This window comes from Oscillatoria nigro-viridis PCC 7112 (assembly GCF_000317475.1).
Lineage (GTDB): Bacteria > Cyanobacteriota > Cyanobacteriia > Cyanobacteriales > Microcoleaceae > Microcoleus > Microcoleus nigroviridis.
In genome coordinates this window covers 4,911,880-4,924,084 of sequence record NC_019729.1, presented here as the reverse complement: position 1 = coordinate 4,924,084, position 12,205 = coordinate 4,911,880, and the positions used below count along the sequence as shown (strand labels likewise).

At 45.6% G+C, this 12,205-nt stretch carries 8 protein-coding genes; 5 read left to right on the top strand and 3 right to left on the bottom strand.

Going from position 1 to position 12,205, the window contains the following annotated elements:
* The first annotated feature begins 140 nt into the window (after positions 1-140).
* Positions 141-4,025: a magnesium chelatase subunit H gene (gene bchH, locus OSC7112_RS20650; protein WP_015177725.1), complete on the top strand. Its 3,885-nt coding sequence runs from the start codon at positions 141-143 to the stop codon at positions 4,023-4,025.
* 223 nt (positions 4,026-4,248) lie between these two features.
* Entirely contained in the window at positions 4,249-4,767 is a 519-nt protein-coding gene (locus OSC7112_RS20645; RefSeq protein WP_041622656.1) for a hypothetical protein, read from the top strand.
* Between the two features lie 76 nt (positions 4,768-4,843).
* Here OSC7112_RS20645 and OSC7112_RS20640 read toward each other — a convergent pair whose 3' ends face one another.
* Positions 4,844-5,500, bottom strand: a complete 657-nt coding sequence (locus tag OSC7112_RS20640; RefSeq protein ID WP_015177723.1) for a COP23 domain-containing protein — start codon at positions 5,498-5,500, stop codon at positions 4,844-4,846.
* 529 nt (positions 5,501-6,029) lie between these two features.
* On the opposite strand from OSC7112_RS20640, the gene OSC7112_RS20635 reads away from it, so the two are divergent.
* The 3 genes from OSC7112_RS20635 to OSC7112_RS20625 all read left to right on the top strand — a co-directional run bounded on the left by OSC7112_RS20635 (position 6,030) and on the right by OSC7112_RS20625 (position 10,221).
* Positions 6,030-7,715, top strand: a complete 1,686-nt coding sequence (locus OSC7112_RS20635; RefSeq protein ID WP_015177722.1) for a potassium channel family protein — start codon at positions 6,030-6,032, stop codon at positions 7,713-7,715.
* Positions 7,716-7,884: 169 nt separating this feature from the next.
* On the top strand, positions 7,885-9,744 hold the full coding sequence (locus OSC7112_RS20630; RefSeq protein ID WP_015177721.1) for an N-acetylmuramoyl-L-alanine amidase family protein: 1,860 nt from the start codon (positions 7,885-7,887) through the stop codon (positions 9,742-9,744).
* An 81-nt stretch (positions 9,745-9,825) separates the two neighbouring features.
* Positions 9,826-10,221 (top strand): SH3 domain-containing protein, encoded by a 396-nt coding sequence (locus OSC7112_RS20625; RefSeq protein WP_015177720.1) that lies wholly within the window; start codon positions 9,826-9,828, stop codon positions 10,219-10,221.
* Between the two features lie 316 nt (positions 10,222-10,537).
* On the opposite strand, the gene OSC7112_RS20620 is transcribed toward OSC7112_RS20625, so the two are convergent.
* Positions 10,538-11,098 carry a Uma2 family endonuclease gene (locus OSC7112_RS20620; protein ID WP_015177718.1) on the bottom strand — a complete coding sequence of 187 codons (561 nt, stop codon included), beginning with the start codon at positions 11,096-11,098 and terminating at the stop codon, positions 10,538-10,540.
* A gap of 78 nt (positions 11,099-11,176) precedes the next feature.
* On the bottom strand, positions 11,177-12,154 hold the full coding sequence (locus tag OSC7112_RS20615; RefSeq protein ID WP_015177717.1) for a metallophosphoesterase: 978 nt from the start codon (positions 12,152-12,154) through the stop codon (positions 11,177-11,179).
* Positions 12,155-12,205: the final 51 nt, after the last annotated feature.

The following is a 12,205-nucleotide window of genomic DNA, read 5'->3' as shown; positions in this document are numbered from 1 at the left end:
TGTAGGGGCGGGTTCGCCAAGGTCTGCAATACAACACCAGAAATCTACTAAACCCGCCCCACCCCCACCGAGGATGCTATCTAATATAATATAACCTAATTAAAACAGGCTACAATCAATAAATATTTCGAGGTCGGGCTGTGAAACGCATTGTCTTAATTGCAGGGTTTGAATCTTTTAATGCTGATTTGTACCGCAAAGCTGCCGAGTTGGCTGTTTCTGGCTGTCAGGGATTGGAAGTACGGGTTTTTAGCGATCGCGCCCTCGCAGATGAACCTGACGCTGTGGCAGCCGCCCTCTTGAATGCTGATGTGTTTTTTGGGAGTTTGCTGTTTGATTACGATGCGGTAATGTGGCTGCGGGAAAGGGTGCAACATATCCCTATTCGCCTGGTTTTTGAGTCGGCTTTGGAATTGATGAGTCTTACTCAAATTGGCGCTTTTAAAATTGGCGACAAACCGAAGGGAATGCCGAAGCCTGTTAAGTTTATTCTGGATAAGTTCAGCAACGGGCGAGAAGAAGATAAGCTGGCTGGTTATATCAGTTTTTTGAAGGTGGGGCCGAAGTTATTAAAGTATGTGCCGGTGCAAAAAGTGCAGGATTTGCGAAACTGGCTGATTATTTACGGTTACTGGAATGCGGGCGGTGCGGATAATGTTGTCTCGATGTTTTGGATTATTGCCGAAAAGTATTTGGGGCTGAAGGTTGCAGAAATTCCGCCGCCTGTGGAAACTCCCAATATGGGTTTATTGCATCCCGATTATAATGGTTATTTTGAATCGCCCCGGCAATATTTGGATTGGTATCTCGGTAATCAAAGTGCTAGGGGCGGGCAAGATGCCCGTTCCACAAAAGAGGCTAGACATCTGGATAGAAAGGGTTATAACAGGCAAGATGCCCGTTCCACAATTTTTGGAACCAATTGGTTCCAAAATTTCAATCAAGTAAAATCTCCTGTTGTGGGCATCTTGCTTTACCGCAAGCACGTTATCACCAAGCAGCCTTATATTCCTCAATTGATTCGCTATTTTGAAGATGCGGGAATTGTGCCTTTGCCGATTTTTATCAATGGGGTTGAAGGCCATGTGGCTGTGCGGGATTGGATGACGACTGCTGATGAAACTGCGCGCCGGAAACAAGGCAATATTGAAACTCTTTCGCTTTCTAAAGATGCTGTGGAAGTTGATGCGATTGTTTCTACTATTGGCTTTCCTTTGGTTGGCGGGCCTGCTGGTTCGATGGAGGGTGGAAGGCAGGTGGAAGTTGCTAAGGGGATTTTAACTGCTAAAAATGTACCTTATTTTGTGTCCGCACCTCTACTGATTCAGGATATCCATTCTTGGACTCGTCAGGGGATTGGAGGTTTGCAAAGTGTGGTATTGTATGCTTTGCCGGAGTTGGATGGCGCGATCGATCCTGTTCCCCTGGGCGGTTTGGTGGGTGAGGATATTTATCTGGTTCCCGATCGCGCGAAACGCCTGACAAGTAGAATTAACAATTGGGTGAAACTGCGCCAAACTCCGCCATCTGAAAGGAAAATTGCGATTATTCTCTACGGGTTTCCTCCCGGTTATGGTGCGGCGGGTACGGCGGCTTTATTAAATGTACCGAAATCGCTGCTAAATTTCCTGCACAAACTTCAAGCAGCAGGTTATACAGTTGGAGAAATTCCGGCTGACGGTGACGAGTTAATTCGCAGGGTGAAAGAGGCGGATGATGCTGCAACCGCAGATGGGGGCGGATTAACGCGGATGAACGCAGATAAGGAGGGAATTTACGGCAATACTGTTAATGTTAAAAAGCTGGAGAAATGGCTGGGCTATCTGTTAACAAGTCGTATTGAAAAACAGTGGAAATCTTTAACGGGTACTGGGATTAAGACAGACGGCGACGAGTTCCAAATTGGTGGCATTCAACTGGGCAATGTTTGGATAGGTTTGCAGCCGCCGCTGGGAATTTCGGGCGATCCGATGCGCTTAATGTTCGATCGCGATTTGACGCCTCACCCTCAATATGCTGCTTTTTACAAGTGGCTGCAAAATGATTTGCAAGCTGATGCTGTGGTTCACTTCGGAATGCACGGCACTGTGGAATGGTTGCCGGGATCTCCTCTAGGAAATACTGGCTATTCTTGGTCGGATATTTTGTTGGGAAGTTTGCCGAATCTTTATATCTATGCTGCCAACAATCCCTCGGAATCGATGTTGGCAAAACGTCGCGGCTACGGTGTTATAATTTCTCACAACGTGCCGCCCTACGGTCGCGCTGGTTTGTACAAGGAATTGATGGCTTTGCGGGATTTGATTGCGGAATATCGGGAAGATACTGCAAAGAATTATGTGCTGAAAGAGGCTATTTGCAAGAAGGTTTTAGATAGCGGTTTGGAGGCTGATTGTCCGTTTGAGGATGCTCGCAAGTTGGGGATTGCTTTTAGTTTTGAAAATGTGGGAATGTTCAGTGCTGATGCTTTTAACCGCTATCTTGTGAAGCTATACGAGTATTTGCAGGTGGTGGAATCTCGCTTGTTTTCTTCTGGTTTGCACGTTCTCGGGGAACCGCCTAATTCTGAGGAAATGACCTCTTATCTTGAGGCTTATTTTGGGGAGAGGTTATCACAGGAACAGGTGCGGGAACTGGTTTTTGAAGAAAATGAACCGCAGAGGCGCAGAGGGCGCAGAGAGGGAGAGGGAGAGGGGTTTGGTGAGGTTTTTGAGGAGGGCTTGCTAGTTAGGGATTTGTTGTTGCAAACGACGGATGAGTTGACTAATCTTTTGCGGGGTTTGAATGGGGAATATATTCTGCCGGCACCGGGCGGGGATTTGTTGCGGGATGGGGCTGGGGTGTTGCCAACTGGTCGGAATATTCATGCTTTAGACCCTTATCGGATGCCTTCTCCAGCGGCTTATGAAAGGGGCCGCGAAATTGCTCGGAAAATTATTGAGAAGCACGTTAAAGAACAGGGTAAATATCCTGAGACTGTGGCGGTGATGCTGTGGGGTTTGGATGCGATTAAAACGCGGGGTGAATCTATTGGAATTCTGCTAGAATTGGTGGGTGCTGAACCTCTAAAAGAAGGTACTGGACGAATTGTTCGCTATGAGTTAAAACCGTTAGCTGATGTCGGTCATCCCCGGATTGATGTGTTGGGAAATCTTTCGGGTATTTTCCGGGATAGCTTTGTGAATATTATTGAATTGTTGGATGATTTGTTTGTGCGGGCGGCGGAGGCTGATGAACCGGAGTCGGAGAATTTTATTCGCAAACACGCTTTAACTTTGCAGGCAAAAGGTGTGCAGAATTATTCGGCAAGGTTGTTTTCTAATCCGGCTGGGGATTTTGGTTCTTTGGTTAACGATAGGGTTGTTGATGGTAGTTGGGAATCGGGGGATGAGTTGGGGAAAACTTGGGAAAGTCGCAATGTTTTTAGTTACGGGAGGAAGGATAAGGGGGAAGCGAGGCCGGAGGTTTTGACTCAGTTGTTGCAAGGGTGCGATCGCATAATTCAAGAAATTGATTCTGTGGAATACGGTTTGACTGATATTCAAGAGTATTATGCGAATACTGGCGGTTTGAAGAAAGCCGCAGAAAAGCAGCGCGGCAAAAAGGTTAACACGAGTTTTGTAGAAAGTTTTTCTCAGGATACAACTCCGCGCAATTTAGAAGATTTGCTGCGCTTGGAATATCGAACTAAGTTGCTAAATCCTAAGTGGGCTAACGCGATGGCAAATCAAGGTTCGGGCGGCGCTTATGAAATTTCGCAGCGGATGACGGCGTTAATTGGTTGGGGCGGAACGGCTGATTTTACTGATAGTTGGGTGTACGATCAGGCGGCTGATACTTATGCTTTAGATGAAGAGATGGCGAAGAAGTTGCGGGAGGCTAATCCTGAAGCTTTTCGCAATATTGTCGGCAGAATGTTGGAGGCTAACGGGCGTGGTTTGTGGCAGCCGGATGCGGATAAGTTACAGCAGTTGCGAGAGTTGTATGAGTTGACAGATGAGAAGATTGAAGGGGTGACAGTGTAGTTTTTTTAGTCTAAATATTAACTGGTTCCTAGGCTATGCCTGGGAACCGATATCCAGAGGCTCTGCCTCGCCAGCTTCCATGAAAATTGGAGGCAGAGCCTCCGGATCTGCGTTACCAGGCAGATCCTGGTAACGAGTATAACGAGTAGAAAACCAGTAAAAGTACGGTAGATATCCCAGGAATGCTGTGAGAGTATATAACTGTTATGGTTGGAGTGCATTTATGAAGACGAAAAACCCAAAAGCGGTAACATTGGCTTCCCTCTTAGCGATGGCAACTTTGTCATCTATTTTGATGCCTGTTGCCACTGCGAAGAATTTTTCAAGTGAAGTCAAACCATTGCATCTGGAAAATCGATTGAGTCAGGCAGTTTTGCCAAAAATTAATGGATATTGGAACCTTCAGGTTCGTATTAATGGTTTTACACAACCAGGATTATCTAATGAAAGGGATTATTTAATTATTACCTCTCTTAATCAAAATGAAAGTAAGTTAACGGGAAATTTCATTGCTGCAAGTAGCAACGCCTGCAAACAGGCGCAAATATCTGGTACAGTTCAAAATAACCAAGTTAATTGGGTAATCAATTACACTGGCTCGTGCTGTAAAAATGCTCAAATGAGGTTTGAAGGTGTCCGCCGTTCTGCTGAGGTTATTGAAGGAAAATTAACCCCTGTTGGCACTCCATCTAACTGTAGTTTGTGGTTTGCAGATGTCACAGCAACCAAGAGACGAGACTAAAATTGGAGGCATAGCCTCCGGATCGGTGTTACCAGGCAGAGCCTGGTAACGAGTAGATAACGAGTAGAATTGGAGATTAAATACCTCGATCGCCCTGCGGTTTTGCTACAGGAACTGACGGTTTCTTGTTTGGAGAATTAAAAGCTCGATCGACCATATCTCCAAAGGGAACAAACTGCGGTGCAGATGATTGAGTTCCTGTTCTGAACGTTGTAACTGGCCCACCGCCGTCTTGGGCAAAATTAATCAATCTCGTTAAAGCATCACCGGGATTTTTAGCATTTCGCTTGTCTAGGGTGAACAGCAGATTTTGAGAGTTGCAGCGCCCCCGTCCGTTCACGTAACAAACTACGGGCAAGTTATTAACAATTCCTGTTGTTAACTGCAAGTTGCTTAATCTTCCGCCATTCTGGGCAACAGCTTTGGTCAATCTATTGGAAACAATTTGACAGCGCTGCCAAGGTGTATATTCGCGGCCGAACTCGGTAGATTTCCACAGAATCATCGGATCGGTCGTGACATTTCCGCGTCGCGCAATTGTAACAAAATTTCGACCGGAAGTAACGCACTGAAATGTTGTTCTAGTGCTATTCCAGTTGCTCGTTGGAGCTGCTTGCACTTGGCTTGCCAAGGCGACAGTACCGGCGAAAACTAAAGCGGATGCTAATAAGGGTGCAGTCAATTTCATAATAACTCCTGCCACTAAGGCAGCTAAATTTATGTAGGAAGTCATAGTTTTAGGGACAGGGCAGTATCTATTGGTGTCAATTTAAGGTTAAACCGGTAGTCCGCCAGGGAATGAATTCCCTGCCTCAAAGCGAAAGTCCTCTAAAGAGGACTGAGAAAAAGACTGTTAAACTCATTAGTCCTATGCAAGAGGACTTTCGCTATTAGGCAGGGGTTTTAACCCCTGCCGGACTAGGAGTTATACCTTAAGTTGTGACTAATAGGCAGTGTCGTGTCCCTACCTATTCAAATTCTGCAGGTTGGCTGTCGCACCCGGATATTTTTCAAATATTAAATCAGGTTAGTTGCACCTCACGTCTGTAGGTACATGGCAGTGTGGTGTGTTTATTTCAAAACTTGGGAACGCGGCTTTAGGGAAACTTGTGCCGCCGTGTCCTTGTTTCAAAACTTCCAGGCCACGGCGGCACAAGTTTCCTAGATAGTCTTTTTAGCTACATTCTGCAAAGCCAGGAGAGTCAACAATGGTAAGTAAAACTACAAGGACAGCTCCGAAATTGGCTGGCAAATAACTTTTTATGAAACCTCGAATCATTGTTGGCGGGTTGGGCCACACGGGACACAAGATTTTTTGTTTGTTGAGACAGCAAGGAGCGATTGTGGTTGGTATTAGCGATCGCCCAATTCGCGGCGAAACTTCTGATGTGGTTGTCGGCAATTTGCAAGCAGCTTCTACCTTGTTGGCGGCTGGCATTCAAAACGCTCACACTTTAGTAATTGCAGGAGACGATGATGCTGTAAATTTGGCAATTTTGATGCAAGCGAGGATTCTCAATCCTCAGATTCGCATCATCAACAGATTGTTCAATACTAGCTTGGGCGACAGAATTGACCACACTTTGCCCGATCACACTTCCATGAGCGTTTCATCATTGGCTGCTCCGGTTTTTGCGTTTGCGGCTCTCGGAAATCAGGCTATCGGACAGTTGCGTTTGTTCGATCGCACTTGGCCGATTCACGAAGAATATATCGATGAAACACATCCTTGGAAAAATCGAAAACTGAGCGATTTGTGGGAAGATCGATCGCGAATGTTGATTTATTATCTGCCGGCTGCTAACAAAACTGATTTAGTATCGGCGGTGCTTGCCGATCGGCAGTGTCAGCAGGGCGATCGGCTAATTGTTGCCACTCAGCCGACTATCCACAGCCCCCAAAAAACTTTAACTCAAAAACTGCTAAAAACATTAACTAGGCTGCACAGATTTCAGCAGCACAGCCAAGCAGCAGTAATTGTTGTACTGACGCTGCTGGCCATGATTGCCGTTGCTACTGCCACCTATATTTGTGTTGACGAGCATATCTCAATTGTCGATTCTCTGTATTTTTCAGTAGGGATGATTACCGGAGCCGGAGGCCATGAAAAAGTTGCCGAACAAGCTCCCGAAAGCATTAAACTATTTACAGTTGTCATGATGTTAGTTGGAGCCGGCATCATCGGTATCTGCTACGCACTGCTCAACGATTATGTATTGGGAACTCGCTTTACCGAATATTGGGATGTGGCGCGAGTTCCGCAGCGCAATCATTACATTATCTGCGGACTCGGAGGAATAGGTATCCAAATTGCTAAAGAACTGCACACTAACGGTTACGATATTGTGGCGATCGAGCAAGATCCAAACTGCCGATTTCTGAACACGGCTCGCTCAATGAAAATTCCGGTCATTCAGGGAAGTGCCAGTTTACCCGCAACTTTGGAAGCTGCTAATGTTAAGCAAGCTGCAGCACTTTTGGCGGTAACTAGCAGCGATATGTCTAATGTCGAAATTGCCTTGAGCGCTAAAGGATTGGCACCAAAACTATCAGTGATTGTCCGCAATCAAGACCCACATTTTGCTTTGATGGTGCAGCAAGTTTTTGAGTTTGAAGGAGTTTTGAACCCGACGGAATTGGCTGCTCCTGCTTTCGCGGCGGCGGCGATTGGAGGCCGAATTTTGGGCAACGGAATGACTGCTGACAGTCTGTGGGTTTGCTTGGCCACATTGATTACGCCAAACCATCCTTTCTGCGGCCACCGCATTCAAGATGCTGCTAAGTCTGCGGATTTTGTGCCTCTGTATGTGGAAACTAATTGTCAAACTCTCCACGGCTGGGATTTACTGAATTGCTGTTTGAGTACGGGGGATGTTTTGTATTTGACGATGCCGGCGAATCGGTTGGAGCAACTGTGGAGAACGACCTCGGAATTAATTAAAACTTAATGGTTTGACGCGGGAATTTATGTTGCCGATCGCTCAATTGCAACTACAAACCTGATAAAATGGGCTCGGTCTAGTAAATAAGACTTACGACTAATCCTCAGAAATCCGGTTTCTGAGGGCAAGTTCTAGTATAAATAATCAACAGACTCTCAATTAGTTGCGATTTAGAATGAGAAAATTTTTAGGATTAGTTGTGTTTGGGATGATCGTGGCGATCGCCTCTGTAGCTGTCGCCGCTCAACCTTTGTTTCTCGCTTATCCTCCCGCAAACCACAAAACTACAGCCGATCGCATCTTTTTAATCGGTACAGCGCCCGCACCGGGACAAGTATCGGTAAATGGCAACCAAATTTCGCGCACCGCAGCCGGCCATTTCGCCCCGACTTTTCCGCTGCAACTCGGCGAAAATGTCTTTACCTTGCGTTACGAAAATCAGGAAGTCAAAATTAAGGTGACGCGCGAGTCGAATCAGCCGGAAGCCCCTGTAGGATTGGCTTTTGCTAAAGATTCCCTGACGCCGAAAGTCGATGTGGCGAGTTTGCCGGGGGAATATATTTGCTTTGGGGCGATCGCACCTGCGAATGCTCAAGTTTCGGTAAAATTGGCGGGCATTACTATTCCTTTAAAAGCGCGATCGCAAGTCGAACTACCCGACAATAAATCTGTACTATTAGGTGAAAACTCCCCGATCAAAAAAGGCGGCAGCCAACAGTATCAAGGCTGCGGGAAGACGCCCCCCAACCCCCCCTTGCTAAGGGGGGGCAATGAGTCTAATGCCGCCTTAGCAAGGGGGGGTAATGAGTCTAACTCCTCCCTACCCAAAGGAGAAAAAATTGATTTAGGAGTGCCTGTATTTGAGCTAACAATGAACGATCGAACTATCAGCCAACAAGGTACTGGCAAAATTTCTATTCTTTCTCCGGCTGACTTAGAAATAGCCGAAGTAACAGCAGATCCTGGTGTCGCCAGAACCGGGGCGAGTACAGATTTTTCTCGAATGACACCGCTGCCGAAGGGAACGCGAGCAACAATTATCGGGCGCGAGGGAGAATGGCTCAGACTCGATTACGGTGCTTGGATTAAAGCCTCGGAAGTGCGAATTGTCCAGGATTCAGTGCCTGTGCGATCGATTATTCGCAGTGCCAGTTCGCGTCAAGTTTCCGGCTGGACAGAGGTGTTATTTCCCTTAGAAATACCCGTCCCAGTCACCGTGCAGGAAGGAGAACGCACTTTCACTTTAACCCTGTACAATACTACCGCTCAAACTGACATTATTCGCCTCTCTGATGACCCGGTAATTTCGCGTTTGGAATGGCAACAAATCGCGCCACTGCAAGTACAATACACTTTTAATCTCAAATCTGCCCAGCAGTGGGGCTATAAATTGAGATACGAGGGTACAACTTTAGTGCTGTCTTTAAAAAACCCGCCGGTGAATACAAGCATGATGCCTGTGTCGCAAGCAAAGCCGCTGTCGGGAATTAAGATTCTCATCGATCCTGGACACGGCGGGCCGGAGGATTCAGGTGCTGTGAGTCCAGTGGGAATTAGGGAAAAAACAGTAGCTTTAACAGTGTCGAAATTGGTGCAACAGGAATTGGTAAATCGAGGCGCGAATGTGGTAATGACGCGGGTAGAAGATGTCGATTTGGATTTGCCGCCGAGGGTGGAAATGATTCAAAAAGAAGAACCTGCGATCGCAATTTCAATTCACTACAATGCTTTGCCGGATAACGGCGACGCCATTAAGACTAAAGGCGTCGCCGCTTTCTGGTTTCACCCGCAAGCGCACAGTTTGGCAATGTTTTTGCACAATTATTTAGTTGCCAAGTTGAACCGTCCGAGCTATGGTGTATTCTGGAACAACTTAGCCATGACTCGTCCAGCAGTGGCTCCATCTGTTTTAATGGAATTGGGATTTCTGATCAATCCCGAAGAGTTTGAATGGATTTTGAATCCGACAGAACAGAAGAAATTAGCTGAGGCGATCGCCCAAGGTGTTACCGAATGGTTTGCCTCAGTCAAATAACAGTTAGTAGTAAGCACTGAAGCCCGTCTCAAAAAAATCATAGTCAGGACTTCAGTTCAGCCAATTCAAGGAAATGAAATAATGCTAATTTTTACTCAATCAAAAGCCTTTTTTATTGCAGCCGTCGTTGCAAGTTTTAGCTTCTCACTTTACAGCTTTCCTGTTTTCGGCAAGCAGCAAAGCCTTGCTCCCGCAAAAGCAGAAGCTTTAAAAAAGCAAACTCAATGCTCGTTTATTACAGGTGAAGGTGGCGCTGTTAACATTCGCAAAGGCCCAGGCAATAAATACCCGGTTGTTGCTAAATTGAAAAGGGGAGACGGAGTTAGGGCTGTCAGCAGACAAGGTAATTGGGTGAAAATTGCGGCTAGATTTTCTGGTAATCCTCCTAATGAAACTTTGACAATCCTTGACGGTTGGGTGAACAATCAATTTATTAATGGCTGTTCCGAAGACCAATTTGACAGGTGGCGAAAATAGGGAATTTCGTAGGGGCGGATTTTACAGACAATATATAACGAGTACAAACAATCTATATAAACCCGCCCCCACACCACCAATAACCTACATAAACCTTGATTTGTATCGCAGGATAAAAACATATATGGGGATTTACCGTTGGGTGGGGGCGGGTTTACTATATTGTCGATTATTAACAATTAGTGTCTGTGAAACCCGCCCCTACGATCGGCGGTTGAAACCGCAACTACACTTGCCTTGCGTCCGCGCAACGCGAGACTTTAAAGAAAAGGAGATTTAAAATCGGATGTGATGTAAAAAAGACGATCGCCCTGATTCATTGTTGCATTCTCAACCAGCTAAACACCTGTTCGGCGGTGATATTCAGGGGAATCATTTCGGGAACAGGAACGACATCGCTACCTTCGCAGAATTGCGGTTGTTGGTTGGGTAAAAACGCTAAAATCGATCGATCGTCTGGATCGATTAGCCACCCCAACTGACAATTATGTTGAAGACAGTGAAGAATTTTTCTAGTTACGCGATTTGAGCTTTGTTGTGGCGACAGGATTTCGATCGCCCAATACGGTGCAATTAGCACATCATCCAACGGTTCACCGCTCTCATCAAATTCAATTTGTTCCCACAATAGTACCGCAATATCTGGAACAATCGATCGACCGCCAAAGGTACACCGCAACTCTGGAAAAGCATAAGCTATCTTGGGAGTTTGCGTCACCTGATTAATTTCGTTGCAGGTTCTTAATTGCAATAGGCTGTGCTTTGTTTTCGGCATAGGTTTTTGGATAATCTCGCCCTCAATGTATTCGCTAGCCGGTTTAGTTTCTGGCAGTTTCAGAAATTGTTCAAGAGTAAGGCGCTCAGTTGCGATCGTCATAAATAAATTCCTCAATTCTACCTATCTTCAGTGTAATCCAAAAAATATCTATTTTGCATAAAATTTGTGTTACCTCGCCTAATTTTCCGGAACAATTTGCTGCTTAAATTCAAACAAATTAGGATTTTTGGGGTCATAAAAAGCCCGCAACCAATGCACGTTTGGAGAACCAAAAGTTTCAACTCTAGTAAAATTTTTCATTCTAGGTAATTGAGTCTCATCGGTAAAATGGGGTAAAGGTTTATCGATGCGGAAATAGTGAGTATCGCCGTGGACGAATACAACCTGCCCAGGGAAATTGCCTGTTTCTGTTTCCAGAGTTGCGATAAAATCGTTGTAGCCGCTTCTTCTTTTGTCCGTCGGATCGAATTCAAATCCCGGATTTGCCTGTGCAACTAACACAATTCCTTTGCTGTTGCTGCGTTTGGCTAAAGCAAAAGATTCTTCGATCCAGGCTAAGTTAGCCCAATTGCGATCGGCATATTCTGCATCTGCTTCGGGAGTGCGGCCAAAATTGTTGTTGCTTCCCGGCATATTAATCGCCAAAAACACAACTCCATGATAAATCCAGCGAACATTTTCGCGGAATTTAGCAAACTGCGGGTTTTCGCTTTGACGGGTGAGAGTTAAGGTGCGCTTTCCCAAACTTTGATTACCGTTGCTAAATATTTCCCGCAGTTTAGCGAGTCTTTCTACTGGATCGTAACTGCCGTTATTTGAACGGTGGCAATCCGTCCATTCATTATCGCCATAGGCAAGAATAAACGGCATCTCAAAATTGTCAAATAACTGCTTGCGGCTGACAAAAGTTGCATCATCGCAGACGCTAGAACCGTTTTTAATGTCGCCGTCGTGGACTACAAACGCTGCGGGCGATCGATTGATATCTGCAATCAAATTCGGAAATTTTGCTTCTTGTTCGGCACTGTAGGGCAAATCGCCAATCAAGGCAAATTCAAAAGGTCTATTGACCGAAGTTTGAGCGTAAGTTAAAACGCCAAAACCCGTAATTGCTACAAAAACAATAAAGGCAAGAATTAGATAGTTATTTTTCATTTTTTTTATCCGTAACTAAATTAGTTATGATACCATATAAGCCGACAAATC

What these genes read in the sequence shown, in the direction of transcription:
- OSC7112_RS20645 (WP_041622656.1), top strand. Translation starts at nt 4,249, where the DNA reads ATGAAGACGAAAAACCCAAAAGCGGTAACATTGGCTTCCCTCTTAGCG.
- OSC7112_RS20640 (WP_015177723.1), bottom strand. Translation starts at nt 5,500, where the DNA reads ATGACTTCCTACATAAATTTAGCTGCCTTAGTGGCAGGAGTTATTATG.
- OSC7112_RS20635 (WP_015177722.1), top strand. Translation starts at nt 6,030, where the DNA reads ATGAAACCTCGAATCATTGTTGGCGGGTTGGGCCACACGGGACACAAG.
- OSC7112_RS20630 (WP_015177721.1), top strand. Translation starts at nt 7,885, where the DNA reads ATGAGAAAATTTTTAGGATTAGTTGTGTTTGGGATGATCGTGGCGATC.
- OSC7112_RS20625 (WP_015177720.1), top strand. Translation starts at nt 9,826, where the DNA reads ATGCTAATTTTTACTCAATCAAAAGCCTTTTTTATTGCAGCCGTCGTT.
- OSC7112_RS20620 (WP_015177718.1), bottom strand. Translation starts at nt 11,098, where the DNA reads ATGACGATCGCAACTGAGCGCCTTACTCTTGAACAATTTCTGAAACTG.
- OSC7112_RS20615 (WP_015177717.1), bottom strand. Translation starts at nt 12,154, where the DNA reads ATGAAAAATAACTATCTAATTCTTGCCTTTATTGTTTTTGTAGCAATT.